Genomic DNA, 25,464 nt, shown 5'->3' on the forward strand with positions numbered 1-25,464 from the left:
GGACCGCGATGACGTCCCAGTGGCTCTTCACGGGCCTCGTGCTCCTGGTCGGGCTCGAGCGCCTCGCCGAACTCGTCGTGTCGAAACGCCATGCGGCGTGGGCCTTCTCGCGCGGCGGTGTCGAGCGCGGCCAGTCGCACTACCCGCTCATGGTGGTGCTGCACACCGGCCTGCTGGTCGGCGCGGTCGCGGAGGTGTGGGGCGCGGACCGCTCCTTCGTTCCGGCGCTCGGCTGGGTCATGCTCGCCCTCGTCGTCGCCAGCCAGGCGCTGCGCTGGTGGTGCATCACGACGCTCGGCCACCAGTGGAACACCCGCGTCATCGTCGTGCCCGGCCTGGCGCTCGTGCGTCGCGGGCCCTACCGGTTGCTGCCCCACCCCAACTACGTCGCGGTGGTCGTCGAGGGCCTCGCCCTGCCACTCGTGCACACGGCGTGGGTCACCGCGCTCGTCTTCACCGTCGCCAACGCAGTGCTGCTGACGGTCCGTATCCGCGTCGAGAACGATGCACTGCGCGAGACCGCTTCTCCTGCAAGAGCGTCCGCATGACGGGCGCACGGTCGTCTCACCCGGAGGCCGACCGGCACGTCGACGTCGTCGTCATCGGCGGCGGGCCCGTCGGCCTCGCCGCTGCTGCGTATGCTGCCCGAGCCGGTCTGACCCCGGTCGTGCTCGAGCCCCGGGTCGGCACCATCGACAAGGCGTGCGGCGAGGGCCTCATGCCCGGCGGCCTGCAGGCGCTGGCAGACCTCGGCGTGGATCCGCCCGGACACGATCTCCGCGGCATCCGCTACCTCGCCCGTGGCCGCGTCGCCGAAGCAGACTTCAGTGGCGGTCTCGGCCGGGGGGTGCGCCGCACCGTGCTGCACGACGCGCTTCGCGGCGCCGTCGACGTGGCGGGCGTCGAGGTGCTCCCGCTCGCGGCGTGCGGTCTGACCCAGGACGAGCACGCCGTCCTGGTGCGCACCGAGGACTCCGGCGGCCCCACGCCCACCATCTTGGCGACGTGGGTCATCGCGGCGGACGGGCTTCACTCGCCGACCCGTCGCTCCCTTGGCCTCGACCGCGACCGGCGCACCCGCGAGGCTCGCGCCGGCGAGGCTGGTGGCAAGGGTCGCACCGACGCCGGCGACCGGAGCGCCGGGAGCCCTGGGGTGGACGACGGCCGGCGCCGACCGGGGCGCTACGGACTGCGCCAGCACTACGGCATACGTCCGTGGGACGACCACGTCGAGGTCCACTGGAGCCGGCACGCGGAGGCCTACGTGACGCCCGTCGCCGACGACCTCGTCGGCGTCGCGGTGCTGAGCAGGCAGCGGGGGCCCTTGGACGACAGCCTCGCCGACTTCCCGCAGCTGCGCGAGCGCCTCGGCGACGCCCCGGTCATGACGTCCGTCCGTGGCGCCGGCCCGCTGCGGCAGCGGACGAGCCGCCGGGTCTCGGGTCGCGTGCTGCTGGCCGGTGACGCGAGCGGCTACGTCGACGCCCTCACCGGCGAGGGGATCTCGCTCGGCCTGGCCCACGCCCGCGCGGCCGTCTCGGCGATCGCCGCCGAAGACCCCGACGCGTACGAACGCGCGTGGCGGGCCGCGACCCGACGCTACGCGCTGCTCACCCACACTCTCGTGCAGGTGACCCGCCCGTCCTGGGGCCGGCGGCTGCTCGTGCCGGCCGCTGCTGCCTTGCCGCCGGTCTTCCGTGGCGCCGTCAACGAGCTCGCGAGGCCGGGCCGGTGACCGCAGACGCCTCCCGCCGCGGGCCGTTCGAGGAGCTCGTGGTGCTCGTGTCGCCCGACGGCGAGGCCATCGGGACCGCGCCGAAGTCGAGCGTCCACCACGCCGAAACACCCCTGCACCTCGCCTTCTCGGCCTACCTCTTCGACGACGCGGGCTCTCTGCTCGTGACGCGGCGCGCGCTCGACAAGGCGACCTTCCCCGGCGTGTGGACCAACTCGGCGTGCGGTCACCCCGCGCCCGGCGAGGCACTGAACGACGCCGTGTGCCGTCGCGTCGCCGATGAGCTCGGACTGGCCGTGGCGGACCTCCGCCTCGTGCTGCCGCGCTTCTCCTACCGCGCCCAGCAGGACGGCATCGTCGAGCACGAGCTGTGCCCGGTCCTCGTCGGCCGTGTCGCCGGAACCGGACCCGCCCCGCGCCCCGACGCCTCCGAGGTGGAGGCGACCACCTGGGTGCCCTGGACGGTGTTCGCGGGTGACGTGCTGTCCGGCGCCCGCTCGGTGTCGACGTGGTGCCGGGAACAGGTGGCCGAGCTCGACTCCCTCGGCCCCGACCCGGCGCACTGGCCGGAGGCCGACCCGGCGGACCTCCCGGCGGCACTCCCACGCTGAACCCCGCCGAGGGCGTACGAAAGTGAGCACTCGACGGCAGGCTCTGGTCGAGTGCTCACGTCCCGACGTGGATCTGGTCGAGTGTGCAGTTCCCGACGGGGTCAGAGCAGCTCGGAGGCCGTGGAGTCGATGTCGGCCTGGCGGCATCCGGCGGCGCGGGCCTCGCGCGTGGCCCCACGCGCGGCCACGAAGGCGTCGGGCAGCAGCGCCGCGATGACGGCCGACACGGCTCGGGCCTCCTGGCACGCCGGGTGGAGCAGCAGCTCCTCGGGAGGGTGGTCGATCGGGTCACCGCCGAGCTGCGCGGCGCACGCGGCGTCGAGCCGTCGTTCGAGGGTCCACAGCTGCACGAGCTCGTCGATCTCGGGATAGCGCTCGAGGCCGCCGAGGGCCACCTCGAGAGCGAGCGCGTCTCGCAGGCCCGAGATCGAGCACGCGAGGCGAGCCACGCCGAACGCGTACCGACGGGCGTCCCCGGGGGTCGCGTCGGAGATACGGCTTTCGAGCGTGCGGGCATGGGAGCCGTCGTCGGGTGCGCTCACCGTGCCTCCTCGCTCGCGACCGGCGCTTGCAGGGCGCCGCTTCAGGGCGCCTTTCGAGCCATACCCGATCGGGGCCCGGCAGCAGCGGCGGAAGGGTGCCGTCTCAGGCGACGGGAAGCCGTTCGCGCAGGAAGTCCTCGGTGCGGGCCCACGCCAGCGTCGACGCGCCGGCGTCGTGCCAGGGCATGTCGTCGTTGTCGAACGCGTGGTCGGCGCCGGCATACGTCTCGACGACCGTGTCGGGCTGCTGGGTCAGCGACGCCTCGATGCGCCGCACCGTGTCGGTGTCGACGAACGAGTCGGACAGGCCGAAGTGGTGCAGGCTCGGCGCGGTCACGGTCATGACGTCGTGCAGTCCCGGGAGGGCGGAGCCGTAGTAGCTGACGAGCGCGTCGAGCGGCGCCGAGCCCTCGGACTCCAGGTGGGCCGCGACGTTGAAGCCGAGGCCGCCGCCGAAGCAGAACCCCACGGCGCCGACGCCGCCGGTGACCTCGTCGCGGTTGCGCAGCCACTCGACGGTCGCGGTGGCGTCCGTGACGGCCGCCGGCCAGTCCAAGCGCTGCACGAGGCCCATGCCCTGCTGGAGCACGTCGTCGCCCACGACCGGTGACGTGACGCCGAGGCGCCAGAAGATCTCGGGCGCGACGACGACGTAGCCGAGTTCGGCCAGCTGCGCCGCACGGCGCTGGATGTAGTCGCTGACGCCGAAGATCTCCTGGAGCACGACGATGCCTGGCCCTTGACCGGTCGGCGGCAACCACAGGTGGGCGGGCATGTCGCCCGCGTCGGTCGGGATGGTCACGGCATCGTCCATGCGGCCAAGTATGTATGCCGCCTGGGGCCGTCTCAGCGGACCGCGCGGATCTGCTCGAGTCGCGCCTCGTACAGGTGCACTCGCTCGGTGAGGGCGTCGTGCTCGCGCTGGTGCTGGCGGAGCACGGCGACGAGACCCGTGACCGAAAGTGCCAGGCCTGCACCTGCGCCCCAGAGGGCCGACGAACCGGTGAGCCCCGGCCCGGTGCCGTGCCCCGTCGCGAGCAGTCCGACGAGACCGGCGAGCAGCAGCGCGGCGGCCGCACCGAGACCGGCCAGGCGGCGTGACGCGGCGCGGTCGGACGCCGTCAGGGCGTCACGGGCGATCGCGAGCTCCTCGCGGGCGACCGACCGGTCGAGGAACGTCGCGGCGGGGAAGCGGTGGACGCGTCGCCCCTCGCCCAGCCCGAAACGACGGCGGTGGTCGGCGGGCGCGTCGACGAGGCGCGTCAGGTGGATGGCGCCCGGGAACGGCCGGGCGGGAACGGCGGGCAGTGCAGTCATGGCGGGCTCCTCGTTCAGGGTCAACGGTTCTTGGACGTTCGGGTAGCGGCCGTCTGCAGCAGGGCGTGACGTGCGGGATGGGCGAGATGCCCACCCGGTGGCAGCCGCCGCCGGGTGGGCACCTCGCGCCGGTCAGTCGTCCGAGCCGGAGCCGAGACGGGCGCCGAGGGCGTAGGCCGCGACGACGAGGGCGGACGCAGCCAGCACGATGTCCTTGAGGACGTACTGGCCCATGAGCGTCGGGCCGTGCGGGAACAGCTCGGCCGTGAAGAGCGCGAGCGGCGACATGATGCCGATCAGCGCGCTGCCCAGGATGACGACGCCGACGCGGAGGAACTTGCCGGTGACGAGCGTCAGGCCGATGACGGTCTCGGTGACGGCCGTGAGCAGGACCGCGTTGTGACCCGACACGAGGCCGAACGTCAGCCGGTCGATCGTGGCCGACGCGATGGCCTCGGCGGGGCTGAGGCCGGGGAAGAACTTCAGCACCCCGAAGCCGAGGAAGATCAGGCCGAGGCTGATCCGCAGGGCGTGGAGACTGTAGGCGACGAGGAACGCCTGGAGTCGGTCGACCGCGGCCGTGGCCTTGGCCGTCAGGATGGTGCGGCCGCCGGCGAGGCGGGAGCTGAGCGGTGCACGGGCTCCGGAACGTCCGGGGCCATCGACGACGAGCTGCGACATGGTGGTCTCTCCTTGGAAGTCGTTGTTCGGACGTCAGAAGGAGGAGGGGGGTGCTGCGATACCCCTCGCGCCGAGGTTGAGTGCAACTACCTAGACGAAACAGCCACCTTCACGGGCAAATCGGGCGCGTGCTAGCCGTTTCATCAATTCGCTTGACAACAAACGGTATTCGTTGTCACTGCGTCAGCCACAGTGCCCTCCGCCTGTACTTTTCTGCAGGGTGCGTCTGGGGCACAGGTCATGGTCGTCGCCGGCCCGCCCGCCCTACCGTGGACCCGTGACCACGAACCCCTCCCGGACCGAGCGCAGGCTCGCTCCCCGCCAGACGGCATACGTCGTGCTCGGTGGACTCGTCGCGACGCTCGCGTCGCCGCTGCTGTGGACGCTGGCCGGTCTCGCGACCGGGCTGCTCGTCGTGGTGGTCGGGGTCGCCTTCGGGGGTCTGCTCCTGGCGGCGTCAGAAGGGCTGAGCCGCTGGCACCGAGCGCGGGCCGAGGCCCTGCTCGGCGTCGTCGTCGACCCGCCCGTCGCGCCGGCCGAGCCCGACTGGCGGGGCTGGATCGCGAGGCTCGGTCGCGCGACCACGTGGCGTCAGCTGGCCTACAACGGCGTCGTCGCGCCTGTCGTGCTCGGACTCTCCGCGGCTCTCGTCGCGTTCTGCTGGGGCGGCGGTCTCGTGCTCGCCTCGTCGCCGCTGTGGGCGCGGATCGGGCCTGACGTGGCGGCACAGCCCGGTGGCGTGCTGCAGGGCGTGGGCCGGATCTGGTTCGCGACGGCCTTCGGTGTCGGCTGCGTCGTGCTGGCCCCGCGCGTCGCGCGGTGGGCAGCCGCGCTCGACGTCGCCATCATGCGGCCCATGCTCGGCGAGACGCGGGGCGAGCAGCTGAGCCCACGCGTCACCGCTCTCGAGCAGACCCGCGCGGGCGTCATCGACGCCGCGGACGCCGAGCGTCGCCGCATCGAGCGCGACCTCCACGACGGTGCGCAGCAGCGGCTCACCTCGCTCGCCCTCAACCTGGGCATGGCCCGCTCGACCCTCGCACCCGACGCGCCGCCGGAGACCCGCCGCGCGATCGAGGACGCGCACGACGAGGCGAAGCAGGCGCTCGCCGAGCTGCGCGGTTTCGTGCGCGGACTGCACCCGGCCGTCCTCGACGAGCGCGGCCTCGACGCGGCCCTGTCGGGCATCGTCGCCAGGTCGCCCGTGCCGACGAGTCTGCACGTGCTGCTCGCCGTGCGTCCGTCCCGCACGCTCGAAGCCATCGCGTACTTCGTCGTCTCCGAGGCGCTGACCAACGTGGCCAGGCACTCGGGAGCCACCTCGGCCGCAGTCCGCGTCACCTCCGACCGGCAGCGACTCGTCGTAGAGGTGAGCGACAACGGCCACGGCGGCGCGACCGTTGGTGCCGGCACGGGACTGACCGGTCTGACCCACCGCGTCGCCGCCGTAGACGGCACGCTCACCGTCACCAGCCCCGAAGGGGGACCCACCATGCTCAGGGCGGAGCTGCCGTGCGCGTCGTGATCGCCGAGGACTCGATCCTGTTGCGAGACGGGCTGACCCGCCTGCTCGCCGCCAACGGCATCGAGGTCGTCGAGGCAGTCGGAGACGCGGAAGAGGCTCTCGTCGCCGTCGAACGGCACCGTCCTGACCTCGCCCTCCTCGACGTGCGGATGCCGCCGACCCACACCGACGAAGGGCTGCGCGCCGCCCTCGTCATCCGCGCCCAGTGGCCGGACGTGGCGCTGCTCATTCTCAGCCAGTACGTCGAGGAGCGTTATGCCGCAGACCTGCTCGCGAGCACGACGTCTGCCGTCGGCTACCTCCTCAAGGACCGTGTCGCCGACGTCGACGACTTCGTCGAGTCACTGCGTCGCATCGCCGACGGCGGCACCGCCCTCGACCCCGAGGTCGTCGCCCAGCTGCTGCTGAGACGCGACAAGAGCCCGCTCCACCGGCTCACCGACCGGGAGCGCGAGACCCTCTCGCTCATGGCCGAGGGTCGCTCGAACACCGGCATCGCGCGGGCTCTGCACGTGAGCGAGAGCGCGATCGCCAAGCACGTCAACGCCATCTTCACCAAGCTCGACATGCCGACGACGGCCGGTGACCACCGCCGCGTCCTCGCCGTCCTGCACTACCTCTCGGAATAGGACCACCATGAGCGACCAGAAGCCCACCCACGGCGCCCAGCCGACCGGGGCGCGACCCACGGCCCCGGCCGGGACCCCTGTTCCGGACGACCGCATCCACGGCGACGCCTTCGGCGATCCTTGGCTCCGGCCGACGTTGGGGGCCGGCACGCAGCAGGCCGAGGCCGCTCCCACCGTCAGGGAGACCGAGCCCGCACCGCACGCCCCCGCACGCCCGCCGGCCCCGGTCAGGGCCCCCTGGCTCGTGGCCGGCCTCGGCGCGACGCTCCTGCTCGCGAGCGTCTTCGGGGCGCTGTCGTGGGACTCCCTCACCGGCGGGCTGTGGCGCGACGGCACCCAGCAGGCGGCATACGCGATGCCTGCCGGGGGCCTCACCATCCTCGGCGGCGCCGACGACGTCACGGTCGTCAGCGGCGGCACCGCCGGGCGCATCCAGGTCACGAGGCACCTCACCTGGGGCCCGGGGTCGTCGCAGCCGACCGTGTCGGAGCGCCTCAACGGCTCGACGCTCGAGCTCGGGTCCGACTGCGGCGGCATCTTCGGCTGGTGCGGCGTCGACTACGTCGTCACCGTTCCGGACGCCTCCGACGTCACGGTCGAGAACGGTTCGGGTGACGTCTCCGTCACCGGTTCGTTCGGCAGCGCGGTCCTCAAGACGGGCTCCGGCGACATCGACACGACGGGCCTGCGGGCCCGGGAGGTCACCGCGTATGCCGGCAGTGGAGACATCGCTCTCGAGCTGGGGGCGGTGGCGCCCTCCGTCGACGTGCAGACCGGGTCGGGCGACGTCTCGGTCCAGGTCCCCCAGGACGCCAGGTACGCGCTGAGCCTCGACGCCGGCTCGGGCAGCGAGGACGTCAATGTCGCGACCGACCCGGCGAGCTCGTCGTCGATGCAGGTCAGGACCGGATCGGGCGACATCTCGGTGGACTACCGCTGAGCGACCCGGGCTGAGGGCCGGCTGCCCGACTGCCTGGGGCCGCGGATCCTCGGGGGCTGGAGACGCCGAAGCCGCGTGTCACCGAGGGGGGTGCGGTGACACGCGGCTCCTGGGGTTCGCCGGCTCAGGTGGGGTTGCCGGCTGGGGAGTCGCCCTCGTTGGGGTCGTCGAAGGCACTGTGCTTGTCGTCGGGCACGGACGGGGCCGGGGTGGGGGTGGTGGCCGTCGTCGTGTCGTGGTGCTCGACGAGCTTGTCGATGCCCTTGTCGACCGAGGCGCGAACCTTGGTCACGGTGTCGGCGTGCTTGCCGCCGGTCTTCTCGTCGATCTTCATCGAGGCCTTGTCGAGCGCCCCGTCGACCTTGTCTCGGTTCTCCTGGGCGTAGCCGGCCGCGGCCGACACGGCGGCCTTGGCCATCTGGACCACGGCGTCGCCGAAGTCCTTCGCCTTCTCCTGCAGGTGGACCTCGTCCGCCTTGTGCTTCAGCTGCTCACCGAACGACATCGGTGTCTCCTCATCTCGCACTGGCCCGACGGTGCGCCGGGCTCACTGCCTCCACAGTCATACCCGTGGGGCCTTCCACGCAACCGGGGTCGACCCGGATTCCGACCCCGACCCACCCTGAGTGGAGGCGCCGGTCCAGGTGTCGTTCGGGGCGGTCGGGCGGCGATCACGGCTCTGCGTCCAGTGTGTCCGGAAAGCCCGTTCGCGTCGCTGTCTGCTTCGTCACGTCGGGTCACCCGTCCGGCGGGACGGCTGTGCCGCGGGTCCCCTCGGCGGACACTGGGAGGGCAGGCAGTGTGCCTGTCCCACAAGTGAACTGGAGTGATCATCATGAACCGGCTCGACGGACGAGTGGCGCTCGTGACCGGTGCCGCGAGCGGCATCGGCAAGGCGACGGCGCAGCGGCTGGCAGAGGAGGGCGCGGCGGTGCTGCTGACCGACGTCAACGAGACGCTGGGTGCGACGACGACCGAGGAGCTGCGGGCCACGGGAGCCCGGGTCGACTTCCTCCGGCACGACGTGACGAGCGAGGAGGACTGGGCGGCCGCCGTCGCCAAGGCCGTCGACGAGTTCGGCTCGCTCGACATCCTCGTCAACAACGCCGGGCTCGGTGACCTGCTGCCGATCGAGGAGACGAGCCTCGCCGACTGGGAGCGCACCATCTCGATCGACCAGACAGGGGTCTTCCTCGGCATGAAGACCGCCGCCCCGCACCTCAAGGCCTCAGGCCACGGCGCCGTCGTCAACATCAGCTCGATCTTCGGCACGAGCGGCGGGTTCGGCACGTCGCCGGCCTACCACGCGGCCAAGGGCGCGGTCCGCACCCTGACGAAGAACGTGGCCCTCCACTGGGCGCCCGAAGGCGTGCGCGTCAACTCGATCCACCCCGGCTTCATCGACACACCCATCCTGGATCCGACGAGGGGCACGCCGTACGAGCAGGTCATGATCGACCTCACGCCGATGGGCCGGCTCGGGCGTCCCTCCGAGATCGCGGCTGGCGTGGCGTACCTCGTCAGCGACGACGCCGCGTTCGTCACCGGCCTCGAGCTCTACATCGACGGCGGATACATCGCCCGGTGACGTCGGTAACTGCGCACTCGAGTGTCGGAAAGTGCGCACTCGAGTTGAGACCGCCGTGTCGGAAACTGCGCACTCGAGTGGTGGTGTGGCTCGCGTGGTGGTGTGAGTCGAGTGCGCAGTTCCCGACGCGTGACGGGCGCCGACGTCTATCGTCCGCGGGCGGTCGACCACACCCAGTCGAGCACCGACCGGTGCCTCGACCACGACGGGTCGCCCGCCGACGGTGCCTGCGGGTCGCCGTCCAGGGCCGCCCCGTCGGGGTCGCCGTCGCCGGCCCGTTCCGTCGCCAGTGACCTCCGGATCGCCTCGGCAACGCCGAGACGGCCCCCGTCGGCGCCGCCCGGCTCACCGAGCACGTCGGCGGCGTCGAGCTCGCCCACCATGTCGTGGCCGAGGCTCGGGATGAGCGACTGCACGGTGCCGCTCGGCACGTCGACGAGCGAGCCGGCGACGCGCGCGACGGTCTCGACCGGCGCCAGCCACACGGGCAGCTGCACGCGCAGCAGGCGGGCCTCGGCGGCATACGTGCGCAGGAGCGAGACGTAGCTGAGCCGGTCGGGCCCGACGACGTCGAGGTGGCCGGTGACGTCGGGTCGCTCGAGCGCCTCGGCCAGGAACCACACGGCGTCGGCCACGGCGACCGGTTGGATGACCGAGCCGGCCATCCACGCGGGCACCGTCTGCACGACGCCGAGGCGGTGCGACATCTGGCGCATCACCTCGAAGCTCGTCGAGCCGGCCCCGATGACCATCGACGCGCGCAGCGTCAGCACCGGGCAGTCGGCGGTCGCCAGCACCTCCTCGACCTCGAGCCGCGACAGCAGGTGGTCGGACAGCTCGTCGTCGGGCAGGTCGGGCACGATGCCCGAGAAGTAGACGAGGCGTGTGGCGCCGACGACGCCGACGGCATACGCGACGTTGTCGGCGGCCTTGCGGTCGCGCTCCATGAAGTCGTCGTCGTCCAGGCCGTGCACGAGGTAGCAGACGGTGTCTACACCGTCGAGAGCCGCGATGACGGCGTCCTCGTCCTGCACGTCGACGCGCCGCCACTCCACGTCGCCGCTCCACGGGTATGCCGTGTCGGCGCTGCGGTGCCGCGTCGCCACGACGTCGTGGCCGCGTCTGAGCAGCTCGGGCACGAGCCGCGAGCCGACGTAGCCGCTCGCGCCGACGACGGCGACCTTCATCGACGCTTGCGGCGGAACGAGCCGAGGAGGTCGCCGGCCGAGCGGACGAGGTCGAGCGCGCCGATGTCGTCCTCGTCCTCGTCGGCCGGAAGCCGGTCGGTGACCGCCATGCACGTGAGGAACCGCTCGATGAGCGGGTCGGAGGCGCGCTGGACGAGGCCGGTGCCGAAGTCCATCGGGAAGCCGAGGAAGACGAGGTCGGTGGCGAGCCGCGCGTGCGTGCGGTCGTCCCCGAGCGGCTCGAGGGTGAGCGTGATGTCGATGGTGGCCTTGCCGAGTCCGTGGCGCTCGTGCCCGGACGCGACCAGCCGGGCGTGCCGGGAGTGCTCGTCGTGCTCGGTCATCGAGCCGGTGCCGTCGAAGTACATCGACAACGGGCCGAGCTTGGCGCGGATCTCGCCGACGAAGTCGTCGCCGTCGACCTTCGTCACCTTGGCGCCGGGGAAGCAGCGGCCGATGCGCTTGAGGTCCATGAAGTGGGCCCACACGGCGTCGATCGGGGCGTCGAGGTCCTGCGCGTGGGCCAGCCTCACGGGGTGCCGTCCGAGGCCGCGGGTGCGGTGGGTGCCGGGCCGTCCAGGGCTCCGGGCACGAGCTCCCAGTGCAGGCCGTCGCCCCAGCTGCCGTCGGCGAGCCGGTCGACGGCGTGCTCGCGCCCGAACTCGACGAAGCCCACCGAACGGAGCACGGCGTTGCTGGCCTCGTTGTCGGCGGCGGTCTCGGCGACGAGGCGGCGCACACCCAGCCCGCCCTCGGCGGTCGAGGCGAGCGCGTGGCCGGCGGCCAGGTGCGCAGCCTCCTTCGCGGCGCCGCGCCCGCGAGCGCTCGGGAAGAACTGGTAGCCCAGCTCGGCGGTGTCGGTGATGGGGCCGCCGCGGCTGAAGACGGTGACGCTGCCCAGGGCGCGGTCGGTCTCGAGGTCCGCGACGCACCAGTCGATGCCCGTGCCCTCGGCCATCCGCTCCTGCCGGTTGTGCACCCACGTCGCGAAGGTGTCGGGACGCAGGATCGAGCGAGCGGGCATCCAGTGGCTGGGGTCGTCGCGCGGCTCGATGGCGTCGACGTCGTCGAGGCGCCACGGGCGAAGTCGTACGCGTTCGCCCTCGATCGTTGCCGCGGCCAGCCACGCGGTGCCAGCCGATCGGGGGTCGCCCGGGGTGATGCTGGCGGTCCAGGTGTCGAGCGCTGTCGTGCCGCCCATCGGGTCGGGGTGGCTCTCGGGGATCGTGCCGTGGAAGGTGAAGCCGGCGGCCCACGCGACGCGGCGCGAGCCCCAGTTGCCGACGACGGCGCGCCAGTGCAGCCGGGTCACCGGCACGCCCCAGACGGGGGTCGAGAACGCGTGCTCCACGACGAGTCGCACGGCGCGCGACATGATGCCGTGGCCCCGGGCAGCCGGGTGCAGGCCGAAGCCGACCTCGCCCACCGACGCAGCGGCACCCGGACGCAGGTCGATGCTGCCGCCGAAGCGCACTCGACCCAGGCTGTCTGTCCACTCGATCGCCCAGTGCCGTGCCGCGGTGGGGTCGGTCCAGTCCTCGAGGTTGCGATTGACGTACCAGACGGCGTCGTCGCGGGAGTAGGGCCGCGGGACGGTGGTCCAGCGCACGCTCTCGGGGTCGCTGCTCTGCTCGACGATCGCGTCGGCGTCGTCGAGGGAGTGCGGGCGCAGGGTCACGACGCCGTCGGTGAGGACGGGCACCAGCGCGCCGCCGGACGGATCGGGCGGGTCGGTCGGGCTGGACGGGTCGGACGGGTCGGACGGGCTGGGCGAGGTGGGCTGGGTCGCGGCGGTCACGGCGTCAGCCTGCCAGCCGGCATACGCCCTCGTCATCGGCATTGTCCTGCCCCTCACAGCGGCTCGTCGGGCCGTCCCCGGACGTGAAAGGCCGGGAGCCAGCATGCTGGCTCCCGGCCCAAAAGGCGCGCTTCCCCTCCACAGGCTGCGTACCGAGGCTTACCGTACCCAATGGAACGAGATATCCCTCACCCGTTGCGGGATGTCCCGACCAGCGCAACGTTGCAGGGGTTCAAGGGGTCGGAGCGGGGGCTCCGGGATGCGCGAGGGGGTCGTGGTGGGACGGCATACAGGGGCGACGTGGGCCCGCACGGTGCTGAGGGCTCGGCTGGCTCGGCCGGCTCGGATCGAGGTCCCCGACGGCGATGCCCGCTGCGACGGCCCTGCCCCACGCGACGGCTCTGCCGCCGGTGGGACGGGAGTCCCCCCCAGATCGCGACTCCCGTCCCGGAGCATCCGGCTCGAGGGCCACCTTACGAAGGGCTCGTGGCGCAGGTGGGCGACGTTGCGTGGAAAACTGCCCGACGCAACGGTCGGGGCTCTGGTCGTGGCTCAGGTCTGGGCGTTGGTCGCTCCGGCCCCGGGTAAGTGGGCAACGTGCTGACCGACGAGATCCGGTGGGTGCTGCGCAACGCCCGGCTGCACGCGAACGACCCCGCGCTGCGCAGCGCGGCCGGGTTCGCGCAGGGCGCCGGGCGTGCCACCCCGGTGCACCGGGCGCAGGTGGGCCGATGGGAGGGCGGCGGCGTCGACGTGACCCGTGCCCTCGTGCGTCGCTACGAGTCGGTGCTCGAGCTGCCCGAGGGTCAGCTGCTCTCGGCGATCGACCTCTTCGCCCGTTCGCACGACCCGATCCGGCCGGCGGCGGCCCTCCCGCCACGCGGCGACCCCGATGTCGGAGGCACCCTCGAGCTGCTCGAGCGCGCGCTCGGTGACGACCGCATGACCGGCCTCGACTGGGACCGGCTCTCCGACCACCTCGGCCGTATGCCGCACGCGATGGTCCGCTCGGCCGACTGGGAGGCGCTCTTCCGCCGTCTCCTCGAGGAGGTCGGTCTCTGCCTCTACCTCGAGTACGCCCAGCGCACCGAGGCGCTCGCGCGCCTGGCGGGGCATCCGCGCAGCGGTGGGGTGGTGGCTCGCCTTGCGGCAGAGGCGGTCGCGCGGCCCGACGCGCAGTTCTACAACGACACCCTCATCCTGCTGCAGTACACGCGAGACCCGCAGGCTCTGTCGGTCATGCTCGACCAGCTGCGCGACCCGACGAGCTCGAGCGCGCTGCGGGGCTGCCTCAGCGTGATGACCACCCTGGTGCGTGGCACGCGGCTCGACGTGGACCTGCGCCGCGAGGCGGTGCGCCTCGCGGTGCAGCACCTGCGCGACCCCGATCACTCCTACCTCGTCCACCGGGGCGCCGCGAACCTCGTGCGCGCCCTGGGCCCGGCGAGCCAGCGCCTCGCGAACGTGCTCACCGCCGAGGACCGTCGGGCGGCGGCGTCGATCATCCGCGACGGTCGTGCCATGTCGGCGCAGGCGGTGCGCGAGGCGCAGAAGCGCATCCGGGCCGTGCTCGAGGCGGGGGAGGGCCGCGCCGCCGCCGGCGAGCCGGTGCTCGCCGGCCTGCTGCAGACCGCGCTCGGCCAGACGAACGAGGAGGATCGCGACAACGCCCTCGCCATCCTCATGCTGTCACCGCAGAGCCGCATCATCGGGCGGGTGCACGCGGCCGCGTTCAGCGCTGCGGTGGACCGGGGTGACCTCGTGGCGGCGCACGAGTCGGTGAGCGTGCTGACGTGGGTCGGCCAGCCCGAGGACCTCGACATGTTCGAGCGGGTGGCGCTGTCGCCGACCACGCCCTGCTCGGTGGCGATGCAGGCGGCATACGTCGTGGGCAACACCGTCGAGCCGGCCACCCGTAGGCGCGACGAGCGCGAGACGTCGTTCGCGCGGCGCGCCGCGGAGGTGATCGCCACGGGCAGCGCCCAGGTCGGCTCCGACGACACCGAGCTGCTCCGGGGCCTGGTCTACGTGCTCGGGATGCGGGGTCGGCACGACCTGCTCACGGCGCTGCAGGACGCCCTGCCCGTGCCGGGGGACGACCCGCTGACGATGGCCGAGATCGCCCGCGGGGTGCTCGGCTGGTGGCTCGCCGTTCCCGACCACCTGCGCCCCCTCGCCGCCGATGGGCTGCTCGTCGGTGACCCGGCCTCGGGTCGCTAGGTTGGGGTCGTGCAGACGGACGAGGTGCTGAGCCTCCTGAAGGACGTGGCCGACGAGGTCATCAACCCCCGGTTCCGGGCGCTCGCCGCGGGCGAGGTCCACGAGAAGCGCCCCGGCGACCTCGTCACCGACGCCGACCGCGAGGCCGAGGTGCTCATCAACGCCGCCCTGACCGCGGCCTACCCCGATGCGACCATCCTCGGCGAGGAGACGTTCGCCGGCGACCAAGACCTGATCCACCGGTATGCCGCCGCCGAGCACGCCTTCACCGTCGACCCCGTCGACGGCACGAAGAACTTCGTCCACGGCTCGAAGGACCACGCGGTCATGGTCAGCGAGACGGTGCGCGGTGAGGCCGTGCGGGCCTGGATCTGGCAGCCGCAGCACGAGCTCGCGTTCGTCGCCGAGCGCGGTGCCGGAACCTGGCGGCACGACGCCGACGGGTCGCGGCGCCTCACGGTGCCGACGCCCCCCGAGGGTGGCCTGCGTGGGCGCACGTCCCGTCGCAAGTGGATCGGCAGGGCGCTGGACGGCCTCGAGCCGATGACGCTGACGTGGGTGTCGTGCGGCATCGACTACCCCAAGCTCGTCGAGGGCGAGGCCGACTACATCGTCTATGCGAAGGCGTCGCCCTGGGACCACGTGCCCGGATCGCTGCTGCTCTCCGAGGCCGGCGGGATGCTGGGCACCACTGCAGGACAGGCGTACTCGCCTCGCGACCTCACGCCCCCGGGACTCGTGGCCGCCGGGAGCCCTACGGCCTTCGAGGACGTATGCCGTGCGCTCGCGTCGAGCGACCACCTCCACTGAGCCGGCGGTGACGTCTCCCGCAGCGTCGAGCGGCTCCGTGGGTGCGAGCGGCTCGGCTGCCACGCGGAGTTCGAACGGGTCGATGGGGTCGATGGGGTCGACGGGATCGACGGCCCACGTCGTGCTGGCCGGCGTCGTCTGCGGACTGGTCGGCTTCACGAGCTCGTTCGCGGTCGTGCTGACCGGTCTGCAGGCAGTGGGTGCGAGCGCCGAGCAGGCGGCCTCGGGACTGCTGGTCCTCTGCGTGACGATGGGCCTCGGCTGCGTGCTCTTCTCGTGGCGGCTGCGCATGCCGATCACGATGGCGTGGTCGACGCCGGGCGCAGCTCTGCTTGCGGCAGCCACGGTGCCAGCGGGCGGGTTCCCCACTGCGGTCGGCGCTTTCGTCGTGTGCGGCGTGCTCATCGCCATGTGCGGCCTGGTGCGGCCGCTCGAGCGTCTCGTCGAGGCGATCCCGACCGGGCTGGCGAGCGCGATGCTCGCCGGGGTGCTGCTGACCCTCTGCGTCGCGCCGTTGCGCGCGGTCGTCGCCTCGCCCGCTGCGATCGCACCCGTCATGGTCACGTGGCTGGTGCTCGTGGCGTTCGCCCGGCGCTGGGCGGTCATCGGGGCCCTCGTCGCAGCGATCGTGGTCATGGGCGTCCAGGGAGTGTTCGGCCGGCTCGACCTGACGACAGCGGTCCCCGCAGTCGTCCCGGTCGCACCGACGTTCGACGCCACGGCTCTCGTCGCCATCGCACTGCCCCTCTTCGTCGTGACGATGACGAGCCAGAACATCCCGGGCATGGCGGTCCTCGCGTCGTTCGGCTTCCGGCCCGGCATGCGCGCGCCGCTGCTCTACACCGGTGGCGCGACAGCGGTCGGCGCCGTCGGCGGAGCGCACGCCATCAACCTCGCCGCGATCTCGGCCGCGCTGGCTGCCGGACCCGAGGCACACCCGGACAGGAGCCGACGCTGGGTCGCCGGTGTCGCGTGCGGGTTCACCTACCTTGCGTTCGGTCCGTTGGCCGGACTCGTCACGGCCGCAGCACGATCCGCACCCGAGGGCCTCATAGAGACCATCGCGGGACTCGCGCTGCTCGGCACCTTCGCGGCATCAGCCGCCGCGGCGCTTGCCGACGCCCCTACGCGCGAGGCCGGCGCGGTGACGCTCGTCGTCGCGGCGTCCGGAGTGACCGTCGCCGGGGTCGGCGCCGCCTTCTGGGGCCTGGTCGCCGGCATCGTCGTCCTGGCCGCCCTCCGCGTCGAGCGCAGGCGCCGCCACTTCCGAACCTGACCCTCGCCCCACCTCCACGTCGAGTGCTCAGTTCCCGACGCACCGCCCCCGTCGAGTGCGCAGTTCCCGACGCACGGAACCCGGTCGAGTGCTCACTTGCGTGAACCCAAGTGTCGGAAAGTGAGCACTCGATGTGGCGGGTCGGCAGGACTGGGTGACGTGCGAAGACAGTCGGTGTGGGGTCACTCCTCCGCGGCTTCGGCCGACGACTTCTTCGAGCGGGCGGCCCGTGCGCGGCCGGTGGTCGCGGCCTTCTTCGCCTCGCGGGCAGCCTTCTTGGCGGTGGCCGACGCCTTCGACGACTTCGCGCCACTGACGTACGCCTTCGGGTCCTTGTCCTTCGGCGTGATGCCGTCGGACCAGCGCAGCGCCTCGTGGCGGACGAACTGCACCGCGATCTCGTGCCGCAGCTCGAGCGTCGCCTGCTGCCGGAAGTCGGCGAGGTCCTGTCGCTCCTCCTCGCCCATGTGGTCGCTGTTGTGCACGTTCGCGTCGACGACCGCTCGCCACCACGCATCGGAGCCGGTGCGGCAGCGCCCGACCTTCCGCACGGCCTGGCGGATCTCGTTGTGGTCCTTGACGGCGTCCTCCACCTCCTCGTCGACGGACTCGGCGTCGGCGCCTCCCGTGCCGAGCCGGAGCAGCTCGGGGTAGAAGTACTTCTCCTCGGCCTCGGCGTGCACCTCGAGCAGGATCTCGAGTCGCTTCCAGACGGCCGCCAGGCCCTCGTGGTCGTCGCGAGGCCACTCCTCGAGCATCGCGAACATGCGACGCTGCTCGTCGTGCTGGCGGAGGATGACGTCGGTGATGTCCACGGGGTGGCCTCTCTGTCGTCCGGGGCATGCCGGATCCACTCTGCTGCTGCGCTCACTTCATACCCGCTGGGCGTGATCGGACTGCCCGTTTCGCGTATCACCGCCGGCGGTCGGTGCCACCGTTTGTCGGGAGAGTTCACCGACAGGTCACCGGAACGGACGGATGGTGGGTCGCATGACGAGCAACGACCTCGTGGTGGTGCTGCCGGGCATCACGGGCAGCACCCTCGGAGTCAGGGGAGACGACGGCTCGCCCGCGAGTGCGAACCTCATCTGGGCGCCGAGCGCCGGGGCAGTGTGGAAGCTGCTGACCGGTGGCACCTCGATCCTCGGGAAGGTGCTGCCCGAAGGCATCGGCGACGCGCACCCCGGTGACGGCGTCGAGCCGGTCGCCCTCATGCCCGACGTGCACGTGCTGCCGGGCATCTGGACGCCGATCCGTGGATACGACGTTCTCGTCAAAGCGCTTGAGGCGCAAGGTTACTCACGCGACGGTGCCGGCCGGGCGCCCTCCCTCATCGCCTACGCGTACGACTGGCGTCTGTCGAACCGCTACAACGGGGTGCGGTTGAAGTCGGTCGTCGAGCCTGCCCTCGAGAGGCTGCGCGCGCAGGGCGGGGCGTACGCCGACGCGAAGGTCGTCTTCATCTGCCATTCCATGGGTGGTCTGGTCGCCCGCTGGTACATCGAGAAGTGCGGGGGTGCGGAGGTCACGCGCAAGCTGATCACCCTGGGCACGCCGTGGCGAGGCGCGACCGACGCCCTGGAACAGCTCGTCAACGGCGTGAAGAAGGGGATCGGACCGCTTTCGCTCGACCTGACGGCGTTCTCACGGAGCATGCCGTCGCTCTTCCAGCTGCTGCCGGAGTACGCGTGCATCGCCGACGGGGACGGGTGGGCGAAGACGACGGAGGTCTCCGTGCCGAACGTCAGCACCGCGATGGTCGCCGACGCGATGGCCTTCCACACCGACCTGCAGGTGGCCGAGACGGCGCGGGCCGCCAGCCGCACGATGACGCACATGGTCGTGGGGGTGCGGCAGCCCAGCCAGACGACGGTGACGTTGCGCGACGGCAACGCGTTCACGTCGCAGACGTTCGGCAGCGAGAACGACTACGGGGACGGCACCGTGTCGCTCACCGGCGCGGTCGGTCTGGGGGAGTCGCTCGACACCAACCTCGCCGTGCGGGTGCCCGAGCAGCACACCAACCTCCAGTGCAACCAGTTCGTCCTCGACCAGATCCAGGAGATCCTCACGGCGCAGCCGGTGCGGAGGCGCGACGAGCTCAGGGACACGTCGGTGCGGGCGACCGTGCCCGACCTCATCACGACAGGGCAGGCGCTGAAGGTCGGCTTCGACCTCGAGTCGGAGGTGGGTGGTGACGAGCCACCACGCAAGGCGGTGGCCGTCTCGGTGCGCAGCGCCAAGGGAAAGGTGCTGGGCAGGGTCGAGCCGACCGTGCGCAAGGGCCACGGCATCGCGACGTTCACAGATCTGCCGGCCGGCACGCACACGGTCGTGGTCGAGGGTGCCGAGGAGGGCTCGACGGTGCGACCCGTCACGTCCACCACCCTCGTCTGGCCTCAGCCGCCGCGCTGAGAGGGTGTGGACGAGCGGGGCGGTCTGTCGGCGGTCGAACATATGATCTGCATATCTGCTTAGGTGAAGTCCGGTATGCCGGTTTCTGATGGCTTGAGCAGATCCTTGAGCGGGTGGGGGTCAGTGTCGACGGCCTGCTCGAGCAGCCGATAGAAGAGCAGGCCGCGTGACTTGGCGTTGCGGCGGTTGAACCGGAACGTGTACTCGTCGAGGTAGTACGGCAGGTGCTGCTCCTCGACGCGGAAGTGCAGGGTGCCGATGAGCCAGCGCTTGAGCAGCGAGGCGACCAGGTGCACGCCCGGCAGGACGCTGGCCTTGTCCGGGGCGGAGTAGCCCAGGGTGAACTCGTGAGTGTAGCCGAGGTCGGCGAGCCGGCGCAGGGTGCGCGCGCCGTCGGTGCGGATGGTGGAGCCGGGCTCGATCACGGTGGTGGCGAAGTCGACCAGCTGGGCGGTGGCGGGCCGGTCGGCGACGGCGAGCCGGACCCGGCCCAGGCGCCGGGTTTCGTTGTGTTCTATGGCGATCATGACCGCGACCTTGTCGCTGGAGTTGCCGAACTTGCCGGCGCTGACACCGCCGATCATGGTCTCGTCGAGTTCCACGATCCCGGACAGCTTGTCCCGCTCGGGACGGACCATCGCGCGGCGCAGCTTGTGCATCCACGCCCACGCGGTCTCATAGGAGCCGAACCCGAGCACCCGTTGCAGCCCGAGCGCCGACATGCCGTTCTTCTGCGAGGTCAGGAACCAGATCGCGGCGAACCAGGTCGACAGCGGCGTCCGGGTCCGGTCGAAGATCGTCCCGGCCGTCACCGACGTGCGCCGGCTACATGACCGACACATCCACAACCCGGCCCCGGTGCGCCAGAACTCCCGCGCCTCGCACCTCGGGCACACGAACCCGTCCGGCCACCGCAACGCCGCTAGGTACTCCAGGCACGACTGGTTGTCCGGGAACCACTCGAGCAGCTGCTGGTACGTCGCCGGATAATCCACGCCCCGAACCGGATTCGCGGTCATCCACAGATGCTACTTCACCCAAGCAGATATGCAGAACATATGATCGAACCATGACGACGGTGGCCGTGCTCGAGCGACGCGCAGGAGATGCTGCGGCCTGCGGCGTCGCCACTGGGGCGGTGGGTGTTCCTGGTCCGGCATCCGACTCGGTGCCGCCGGCGGCGGCGGACGTCCTGGAGCTGGCGGCCCTGCGTGACCTGCCCGGGCTCGCGGCCCGGCTCTCGGCGATGGCCGCCGAGCTGCGCCTCATCGCGCGCAACACGCCGGTCTGGACGATGCCCGAGGCCGGCCTGGGTGACGCGATCGAGCAGGCGCAGGCGGTCCGCGAGATGGCCCACAGCCTGTCCGCGGTGCTGGCTGCGGAGGTGAGCTCGCGAGGGCTTCCGGAGGCGGCGGGTCTGTCCCGCAACGACTGGATTGCGGGGCACGCGCCGGGCCTGGCGGACGGGGCGTCGGCCGCGCTGACCGCGGTCGGTGCGGCAATGAACGACCCGCGATGGACAGGTCTGGTCGGTCGCGTTCGAGACGGTTCGGTGTCGGTCGACCAGGCAGCCGTCATCGTGCGGTTCCGTGGCGACGTCATCACTTTCGCCGACCCGGTCCAGGTCGAGCAGGTCGTCGACGCCATGGTCGAGGCCGCTCCCCAGCTCGGAGTGCGAGAGCTGCGTCGCCTGGCTGCCCATGGTCGGGCGAGCCTGCGTCCGCCGGAGCAGGTCGATGACGAGGCGCAGCGCCTGCGCGCGGCCCGGTCGCTCACCAAGGTCGGTCGGTGCGCCGGGATGACGGAGTACCTCTGGCGTCTCGACCCAGAGGGGTCCGCGATCCTCGACGCAGCGGTCGACGCGCTTGCCCGGCCACGGCCTGATCTCGACTGGACCGGATGGCCCTCGCGGCCGCCCGGCTCCGAGAATGGTGCCGGTGCCCGGGCCGGTGCGGGTGCCGGTCCCGGTCCCGGTGCCGGTGCTGGTGCTCGTTCCGATGCGGATGTCGGTGCGGGGGCCGATGCTGACGCGCGGCGGTCGGTCGACCCGAGATCTCCCGCAACCCGTCGTGCAGACGCTGCGCTCGAGCTGATCCAGCGAGCGGTCGCGGCGCCGCAGGGCGTGACACGGACGCCGCGCACGAAGCTGGTGGTGACGATGTCGCTCGACGCGCTACTCGACCGACTCCGCGGTGCCGGGTTGGCCGACAACGACGAGGTGCTGTCGGCGTCGACGGTGCGGCGGGTCGCGTGCGAGGCGGAGATCCTCCCCACGGTTCTTGGCGGGCCGTCCCAGGTCCTCGACATCGGCCGCACCGACCGCTACTTCACTCCTGCACAGCGACTGGCGCTGGCACAGCGTGATCACGGGTGCAGCTATCCAGGTTGCACCGTGCCGCCTCAGTGGTGCGAGGCCCATCACGTCGTGCACTGGCTGCACGGCGGCGCGACCGACCTGTGCAACGGGGCGCTGTTGTGCGGGCGCCACCACACGATCGTCCACCAGCTCGGGCTGACCGCGACGGTCCTGCCCGACCAGGCCATCTGGCACGTCCCCGAAGAGCATCGACGATGCTGACCCGTCTTCGACGGAAGGGCGGGGCGAAGGGGACCGGAGCGAGGCGTGGACGCCTCCTCGACGGCGAGCCCTCGACGCAGGTATGCCAGTCCCGCCGCGGGTTGCCACCCTGGGAACAGGTCTGCCAGCCCGGCCGCGGGTTGCCGCCCGTGGGACAGGTCTGCCAGCCCGGCCGCGGGTTGCCACTCGTGGGACAGGTCTGCCAGCGCGGCCGCGGGTTGCCACTCGTGGGACAGGTCTGCCAGCGCGGCCGCGGGTCGCCGCCCGTGGGACAGGTCTGCCAGCCCAGCGCGGGGTCTGCCTCCAAGGGGGCGAAGCCACTGTCACTGCGCGCTGGTTCAGTGGAGGGCATGACCACTTCTGACAACACCGCCTCGAAGATCGGTTGGGACTGCGTGGCCCTCGACTGCGCCGACGCGGCCGGCGTCGCCCAGTTCTACGCCGACCTGCTCGGCGGCCGAGTTGAGGCCGACCCCGACGGCGACTGGTTCAACGTGCTCTGGGACGGTCCGCGCATCGCCACCCAGCTCGCCCCCAACCACGAGTCACCCGACTGGCCGCGCGGGCACCAGCAGGCGCACCTCGACTTCGTCGTCATCGACATCGCCGCCGCCCACGAGCGGGTGCTCGAGCTCGGTGGGGTGGCGCTCGACCCCGTGGAGCCGCCTCGGCCCAAGCCCGACCGCGGCTTCCGCGTCTACGCCGACCCTGCAGGGCACCCGTTCTGCCTGTGCCGTCCGACCCAGGGCGCCTGGGACTGACCCCTCCACTCAGGCACCGGGAAGCACGATCCCGAAGTGACGGGCGAGCGCGGCCAGCACCGCGGCCTCGTCTTCCAGCTCGATCTCGTCGCGGCGGCCGTGCGTGCTCGTGATGAGCCGGTTGCTGCTGAGCGTGACCCGTCCCGTGGGGGTGAGTATCGACGCGAGGCGCGCGCGGGTGAAGTGGCTGTCGGGCGAGCTCTGCTGCCACTCGTTCCGCTCGGCGAAGTCATCGAGCGGATGTGGCGTCGTCGTGAAGACGAACCGGCCGCGCCAGTCCTCGCCGTCCCGGCGCTCGCGCGAGACCCAGAGCTCACCGCGCCGCGCCAGACCGACGGACAGGCCGCGTTCGCGCCGCTCGAAGCCATCGACCAAGGGGAGTGGCTCGACGAAGCCCTCGCCGAATCCGACGTCGGCCAGCATCGTCTCGGAGCGGTCAGGTGAGGGGAGGTCAGGTGAGGAGAGGTCAGGTGAGGAGAGGTCAGGCGAGGGGAGGTTCGGTGACGAGAGGTCGGGTGAGGAGACCACGAGGGCCAGATGGTCGTACTCGTCGGTGAGGCCGCCGTCGGCCCTCGCCACGCGCGCCGAGACGAGGTCGACGGCATACCCCAGCCGGCGAAGCAGCAGGGCGAAGATCCCGTTGAGCTCGTAGCAGTAGCCGCCACGGCGCTGGTCGACGATCTTGGTCACGAGCGAGGTTCGGTCGAGGCGGATCGGGCGCCCGAGCCCGATGTCGAGGTTCTCGAACGGAACCGTCAGCAGGTGGGCCCGGTGCAACGACGCCAGCGCGGCAAGGGTCGGAGCCTCAGGTGCCGGCACGCCGAGGCGGCGTAGGTATGCCGCGGCCTCCTCGGCGGTGAGGGCTTCCGTTGTCATGGGTGCGGTCACCTCCACATGCTGCGACCTCGAGCCCCCTTGAGGTCAAGGGCCGGCGTCGGCGGTGATGGCAGGGGCAGGGAGCGGCAGGGTCACCCCGACCATCGTCACTCCGCGCCCGTCCCACTCGTAGCCCGTGCGGTCGAGCAGCTCGGCGGCCGCGCCGCGCAGGGTGTCGGCGTCCAGGGTCGGCACCTCGAGCGGCCCGCGCTCGAGCACCTGCGTGCCGTCGTCGTAGCGGACGAGAACCTCGAGGCGACCGGGCCGGCGAGGCGGGTCGTCGAGGCCGGCCACCCGTGCGACCGCGCGACCGACGCACTCGTCGAGCACCGCGACGACCTTCGAACGCGTACGCGTGGACGGCAGCGACCGGCTGGCGCTCACCGATCGTCGCGGGCCCGGCAGCCGGATCGTCGCGTCGTCGGTGCCGCGGGCGATCGCCACGAGGCGGCGCGCCATGGCGGTGGTGACGATCCCCTTGAGGTCGTCCTCCGAGAGCCCGTGCAGGTCTGAGACGACGAAGAGCCCTGCGGCGTGGAGCTTCTCGTAGGTCGTCGGCCCCACGCCCCACAGGTCGTCGAGCCGCAGCCGCGGGCGCACCCGGGCCTCGAGCTCGGCGTCGACGACGACCACGCCGTCAGGCTTGGCGCGCCTGCTCGCGAGTTTGGCCATGAGCTTCGTGCGGCCCGCGCCCACCGACACAGGGAGGCCGACCTCGGCTCGTGCGGCGGCTCGCAACGCGTGGGCCATGCCGCTCACGTCACCACGGTCGCGGCCGGTGACGTCGAGGAAGGCCTCCTCCATTGATCCGGGCTCGACGAGTGGCGTGAACCGGCGGAAGAGGTCGAAGAGCAGGGCCGAGGCCTCCTCATAGGCCTCGGAACGGTAGTCGGTGACGAGCACGTCGGGCCAGCGTCGCCGGACCTGGCGCAGCGGCATACCGGCGTGGATGCCGAGCGCGCGTGCCTCGTAGGACGGGCACGCGACGACCTCGTGCGCGACGACCATCGGTCGGCCGCGCAGCCGCGGGTCGTCGCGCTGCTCGACGGACGCGAAGAACGCATCGGCGTCGGCGTGGAGGATCACCCCTCCACTCTCGCGGCTGCCGCCGACAGTGCAGACGTGCATCTGGACGGCGAGAAGCCTTGGGGCTCGCCGGCCGTTCGCGCGAGGATGTCGGCATGGCCGATGACCGCGTGCTTCACTTCGAGGACCACTTCGACGGCCGACCTCGACCTCGCGACGTGGGTGCCGCACTACCTGCCTGCCTGGAGCTCGCGCGCCGAGACCAGGGCCGCCTACGACGTGCGCGACTCGTGCCTGCACCTGCGGGTCCCCGTCGACCACCCGGTCTGGTGCGAGGGTGACCACCTGCCGCCGATCCGCGTCTCGGGCATCCAGTCCGGCAGCTGGTCGGGCCCGGTCGGCAGCACCCTGGGCCAGCAGCCGTTCCGCGACGGCCAGACCGTCCGGGAGGAGCAGCCCGAGCACCGGGGCTGGCTGCCCGACGGCGGCTGGGTCGAGCTGCGTGCCCGAGCCGTCGTCTCGCCCCGCTCGATGGTCGCGCTGTGGATGGTCGGCTTCGAAAGGACGCCCGAGGAGTCGGCGGAGATCTGCGTGACCGAGATGTTCGGCGACGCGGTCGAGCCGGGCGTCTCGACCGCCGTCGGCATGGGCCTGCACCCGTTCCGCGACCCGGCGGTGAGCGAGGACTTCGAGGCCCCGCGCCTGCCGAACGACCTCGCCGACTGGCACACGTATGCCGTCCGGTGGGACCGCGACCGCGCAGACTTCCACGTCGACGGCACTCTCGTGCGGTCATGCCCGCGACCGCCCGGCTACCCGCTGCAGCTCATGCTCGCGACCTTCGACTTCCCCGAGAAGTCACTGGGTGACGACGCCGACCTCGTGCCGGAGCTCGTCGTCGACTGGGTGCGCGGCTACGCGTAGTCCTCGGGGGCGGGGGGGTTCGCCC

At 72.0% G+C, this 25,464-nt stretch carries 26 protein-coding genes; 14 read left to right on the plus strand and 12 right to left on the minus strand.

What is annotated here, in order from left to right; all coding sequences use genetic code 11:
- Nucleotides 1-8 precede the first annotated feature (8 nt).
- The 3 genes from AB4091_RS07850 to idi are packed head-to-tail and all read left to right on the plus strand — an operon-like array spanning nt 9 to nt 2,346.
- A complete protein-coding gene (locus AB4091_RS07850; protein ID WP_442291171.1) occupies nt 9-548 on the plus strand; it encodes an isoprenylcysteine carboxyl methyltransferase family protein in 540 nt (179 codons plus the stop codon).
- Nucleotides 545-1,735, plus strand: a complete 1,191-nt coding sequence (locus tag AB4091_RS07855; RefSeq protein WP_442291172.1) for an NAD(P)/FAD-dependent oxidoreductase — start codon at nt 545-547, stop codon at nt 1,733-1,735. Before AB4091_RS07850 ends, AB4091_RS07855 begins: the two co-directional genes overlap by 4 nt.
- A complete protein-coding gene (idi, locus tag AB4091_RS07860; RefSeq protein ID WP_442291173.1) occupies nt 1,732-2,346 on the plus strand; it encodes an isopentenyl-diphosphate Delta-isomerase in 615 nt (204 codons plus the stop codon). The genes AB4091_RS07855 and idi overlap by 4 nt, the downstream gene beginning before the upstream one ends.
- A gap of 101 nt (nt 2,347-2,447) precedes the next feature.
- Here the strand turns inward: idi and AB4091_RS07865 are convergent, their stop codons facing one another.
- The 4 genes from AB4091_RS07865 to AB4091_RS07880 form a co-directional block, all read right to left on the minus strand.
- Complete coding sequence (locus AB4091_RS07865; protein ID WP_442291174.1) at nt 2,448-2,888, minus strand: hypothetical protein; 441 nt, start codon at nt 2,886-2,888, stop codon at nt 2,448-2,450.
- 103 nt (nt 2,889-2,991) lie between these two features.
- Complete coding sequence (locus AB4091_RS07870; RefSeq protein WP_442291175.1) at nt 2,992-3,702, minus strand: dienelactone hydrolase family protein; 711 nt, start codon at nt 3,700-3,702, stop codon at nt 2,992-2,994.
- Nucleotides 3,703-3,734: 32 nt separating this feature from the next.
- Complete coding sequence (locus AB4091_RS07875) at nt 3,735-4,205, minus strand: hypothetical protein (protein WP_442291176.1); 471 nt, start codon at nt 4,203-4,205, stop codon at nt 3,735-3,737.
- 132 nt (nt 4,206-4,337) lie between these two features.
- Nucleotides 4,338-4,886, minus strand: a complete 549-nt coding sequence (locus tag AB4091_RS07880; protein ID WP_442291177.1) for a DoxX family membrane protein — start codon at nt 4,884-4,886, stop codon at nt 4,338-4,340.
- 277 nt (nt 4,887-5,163) lie between these two features.
- Between AB4091_RS07880 and AB4091_RS07885 the strand changes: the two genes are divergently transcribed.
- The 3 genes from AB4091_RS07885 to AB4091_RS07895 are packed head-to-tail and all read left to right on the plus strand — an operon-like array spanning nt 5,164 to nt 7,980.
- Nucleotides 5,164-6,411 (plus strand): sensor histidine kinase, encoded by a 1,248-nt coding sequence (locus AB4091_RS07885; RefSeq protein ID WP_442291178.1) that lies wholly within the window; start codon nt 5,164-5,166, stop codon nt 6,409-6,411.
- Nucleotides 6,399-7,040: a response regulator transcription factor gene (locus AB4091_RS07890; RefSeq protein WP_442291179.1), complete on the plus strand. Its 642-nt coding sequence runs from the start codon at nt 6,399-6,401 to the stop codon at nt 7,038-7,040. Before AB4091_RS07885 ends, AB4091_RS07890 begins: the two co-directional genes overlap by 13 nt.
- A gap of 7 nt (nt 7,041-7,047) precedes the next feature.
- Nucleotides 7,048-7,980, plus strand: coding sequence for a DUF4097 family beta strand repeat-containing protein (locus AB4091_RS07895; protein WP_442291180.1), 933 nt, complete (start codon nt 7,048-7,050; stop codon nt 7,978-7,980).
- Between the two features lie 124 nt (nt 7,981-8,104).
- On the opposite strand, the gene AB4091_RS07900 is transcribed toward AB4091_RS07895, so the two are convergent.
- Entirely contained in the window at nt 8,105-8,485 is a 381-nt protein-coding gene (locus tag AB4091_RS07900; RefSeq protein ID WP_442291181.1) for an antitoxin, read from the minus strand.
- A gap of 330 nt (nt 8,486-8,815) precedes the next feature.
- Between AB4091_RS07900 and AB4091_RS07905 the strand changes: the two genes are divergently transcribed.
- Nucleotides 8,816-9,568 (plus strand): SDR family NAD(P)-dependent oxidoreductase, encoded by a 753-nt coding sequence (locus tag AB4091_RS07905; protein ID WP_442291182.1) that lies wholly within the window; start codon nt 8,816-8,818, stop codon nt 9,566-9,568.
- A gap of 146 nt (nt 9,569-9,714) precedes the next feature.
- Here AB4091_RS07905 and AB4091_RS07910 read toward each other — a convergent pair whose 3' ends face one another.
- Genes AB4091_RS07910 through AB4091_RS07920 form a run of 3 tightly spaced genes read right to left on the minus strand, consistent with a single transcriptional unit; the run spans nt 9,715 to nt 12,595 of the window.
- A complete protein-coding gene (locus AB4091_RS07910; RefSeq protein ID WP_442291183.1) occupies nt 9,715-10,755 on the minus strand; it encodes an NAD-dependent epimerase/dehydratase family protein in 1,041 nt (346 codons plus the stop codon).
- Complete coding sequence (locus AB4091_RS07915) at nt 10,752-11,288, minus strand: SRPBCC domain-containing protein (protein ID WP_442291184.1); 537 nt, start codon at nt 11,286-11,288, stop codon at nt 10,752-10,754. Before AB4091_RS07915 ends, AB4091_RS07910 begins: the two co-directional genes overlap by 4 nt.
- On the minus strand, nt 11,285-12,595 hold the full coding sequence (locus AB4091_RS07920; RefSeq protein WP_442291185.1) for a GNAT family N-acetyltransferase: 1,311 nt from the start codon (nt 12,593-12,595) through the stop codon (nt 11,285-11,287). The genes AB4091_RS07915 and AB4091_RS07920 overlap by 4 nt, the downstream gene beginning before the upstream one ends.
- Before the next feature lie 555 nt (nt 12,596-13,150).
- On the opposite strand from AB4091_RS07920, the gene AB4091_RS07925 reads away from it, so the two are divergent.
- The 3 genes from AB4091_RS07925 to AB4091_RS07935 all read left to right on the plus strand — a co-directional run bounded on the left by AB4091_RS07925 (nt 13,151) and on the right by AB4091_RS07935 (nt 16,859).
- Entirely contained in the window at nt 13,151-14,773 is a 1,623-nt protein-coding gene (locus AB4091_RS07925) for a hypothetical protein (RefSeq protein ID WP_442291186.1), read from the plus strand.
- Nucleotides 14,774-14,782: 9 nt separating this feature from the next.
- Entirely contained in the window at nt 14,783-15,583 is an 801-nt protein-coding gene (locus AB4091_RS07930; protein WP_442291187.1) for an inositol monophosphatase family protein, read from the plus strand.
- A 91-nt stretch (nt 15,584-15,674) separates the two neighbouring features.
- Entirely contained in the window at nt 15,675-16,859 is a 1,185-nt protein-coding gene (locus tag AB4091_RS07935) for a benzoate/H(+) symporter BenE family transporter (RefSeq protein ID WP_442291188.1), read from the plus strand.
- Between the two features lie 182 nt (nt 16,860-17,041).
- Here AB4091_RS07935 and AB4091_RS07940 read toward each other — a convergent pair whose 3' ends face one another.
- Entirely contained in the window at nt 17,042-17,674 is a 633-nt protein-coding gene (locus AB4091_RS07940) for a hemerythrin domain-containing protein (RefSeq protein ID WP_442291189.1), read from the minus strand.
- Nucleotides 17,675-17,849: 175 nt separating this feature from the next.
- On the opposite strand from AB4091_RS07940, the gene AB4091_RS07945 reads away from it, so the two are divergent.
- Nucleotides 17,850-19,274, plus strand: coding sequence for an esterase/lipase family protein (locus tag AB4091_RS07945; RefSeq protein ID WP_442291190.1), 1,425 nt, complete (start codon nt 17,850-17,852; stop codon nt 19,272-19,274).
- 59 nt (nt 19,275-19,333) lie between these two features.
- Here AB4091_RS07945 and AB4091_RS07950 read toward each other — a convergent pair whose 3' ends face one another.
- Nucleotides 19,334-20,293, minus strand: a complete 960-nt coding sequence (locus AB4091_RS07950) for an IS1595 family transposase (protein ID WP_442291191.1) — start codon at nt 20,291-20,293, stop codon at nt 19,334-19,336.
- Nucleotides 20,294-20,343: 50 nt separating this feature from the next.
- Here AB4091_RS07950 and AB4091_RS07955 point away from each other — a divergent pair, with 50 nt between their 5' ends.
- Complete coding sequence (locus AB4091_RS07955) at nt 20,344-21,852, plus strand: DUF222 domain-containing protein (protein ID WP_442291192.1); 1,509 nt, start codon at nt 20,344-20,346, stop codon at nt 21,850-21,852.
- A gap of 350 nt (nt 21,853-22,202) precedes the next feature.
- A complete protein-coding gene (locus AB4091_RS07960) occupies nt 22,203-22,613 on the plus strand; it encodes a VOC family protein (RefSeq protein ID WP_442291193.1) in 411 nt (136 codons plus the stop codon).
- 9 nt (nt 22,614-22,622) lie between these two features.
- Here AB4091_RS07960 and AB4091_RS07965 read toward each other — a convergent pair whose 3' ends face one another.
- Nucleotides 22,623-23,489, minus strand: coding sequence for an arylamine N-acetyltransferase family protein (locus AB4091_RS07965; RefSeq protein ID WP_442291194.1), 867 nt, complete (start codon nt 23,487-23,489; stop codon nt 22,623-22,625).
- 45 nt (nt 23,490-23,534) lie between these two features.
- Nucleotides 23,535-24,575, minus strand: a complete 1,041-nt coding sequence (locus AB4091_RS07970; RefSeq protein ID WP_442291195.1) for a Y-family DNA polymerase — start codon at nt 24,573-24,575, stop codon at nt 23,535-23,537.
- Between the two features lie 102 nt (nt 24,576-24,677).
- Between AB4091_RS07970 and AB4091_RS07975 the strand changes: the two genes are divergently transcribed.
- Nucleotides 24,678-25,439, plus strand: coding sequence for a glycoside hydrolase family 16 protein (locus tag AB4091_RS07975; RefSeq protein ID WP_442291196.1), 762 nt, complete (start codon nt 24,678-24,680; stop codon nt 25,437-25,439).
- Nucleotides 25,440-25,464 lie beyond the last annotated feature (25 nt).

Origin of the sequence: Terrabacter sp. 2RAF25, from assembly GCF_052115265.1 — a bacterium.
Taxonomy (GTDB): Bacteria; Actinomycetota; Actinomycetes; order Actinomycetales; family Dermatophilaceae; genus Terrabacter.

What these genes read in the sequence shown, in the direction of transcription:
- AB4091_RS07850 (WP_442291171.1), top strand. Translation starts at nt 9, where the DNA reads ATGACGTCCCAGTGGCTCTTCACGGGCCTCGTGCTCCTGGTCGGGCTC.
- AB4091_RS07855 (WP_442291172.1), top strand. Translation starts at nt 545, where the DNA reads ATGACGGGCGCACGGTCGTCTCACCCGGAGGCCGACCGGCACGTCGAC.
- AB4091_RS07870 (WP_442291175.1), bottom strand. Translation starts at nt 3,702, where the DNA reads ATGGACGATGCCGTGACCATCCCGACCGACGCGGGCGACATGCCCGCC.
- AB4091_RS07875 (WP_442291176.1), bottom strand. Translation starts at nt 4,205, where the DNA reads ATGACTGCACTGCCCGCCGTTCCCGCCCGGCCGTTCCCGGGCGCCATC.
- AB4091_RS07880 (WP_442291177.1), bottom strand. Translation starts at nt 4,886, where the DNA reads ATGTCGCAGCTCGTCGTCGATGGCCCCGGACGTTCCGGAGCCCGTGCA.
- AB4091_RS07895 (WP_442291180.1), top strand. Translation starts at nt 7,048, where the DNA reads ATGAGCGACCAGAAGCCCACCCACGGCGCCCAGCCGACCGGGGCGCGA.
- AB4091_RS07900 (WP_442291181.1), bottom strand. Translation starts at nt 8,485, where the DNA reads ATGTCGTTCGGTGAGCAGCTGAAGCACAAGGCGGACGAGGTCCACCTG.
- AB4091_RS07905 (WP_442291182.1), top strand. Translation starts at nt 8,816, where the DNA reads ATGAACCGGCTCGACGGACGAGTGGCGCTCGTGACCGGTGCCGCGAGC.
- AB4091_RS07910 (WP_442291183.1), bottom strand. Translation starts at nt 10,755, where the DNA reads ATGAAGGTCGCCGTCGTCGGCGCGAGCGGCTACGTCGGCTCGCGGCTC.
- AB4091_RS07920 (WP_442291185.1), bottom strand. Translation starts at nt 12,595, where the DNA reads ATGCCGATGACGAGGGCGTATGCCGGCTGGCAGGCTGACGCCGTGACC.
- AB4091_RS07935 (WP_442291188.1), top strand. Translation starts at nt 15,675, where the DNA reads ATGGGGTCGACGGGATCGACGGCCCACGTCGTGCTGGCCGGCGTCGTC.
- AB4091_RS07945 (WP_442291190.1), top strand. Translation starts at nt 17,850, where the DNA reads ATGACGAGCAACGACCTCGTGGTGGTGCTGCCGGGCATCACGGGCAGC.
- AB4091_RS07950 (WP_442291191.1), bottom strand. Translation starts at nt 20,293, where the DNA reads ATGACCGCGAATCCGGTTCGGGGCGTGGATTATCCGGCGACGTACCAG.
- AB4091_RS07955 (WP_442291192.1), top strand. Translation starts at nt 20,344, where the DNA reads ATGACGACGGTGGCCGTGCTCGAGCGACGCGCAGGAGATGCTGCGGCC.
- AB4091_RS07960 (WP_442291193.1), top strand. Translation starts at nt 22,203, where the DNA reads ATGACCACTTCTGACAACACCGCCTCGAAGATCGGTTGGGACTGCGTG.
- AB4091_RS07965 (WP_442291194.1), bottom strand. Translation starts at nt 23,489, where the DNA reads ATGACAACGGAAGCCCTCACCGCCGAGGAGGCCGCGGCATACCTACGC.
- AB4091_RS07975 (WP_442291196.1), top strand. Translation starts at nt 24,678, where the DNA reads ATGACCGCGTGCTTCACTTCGAGGACCACTTCGACGGCCGACCTCGAC.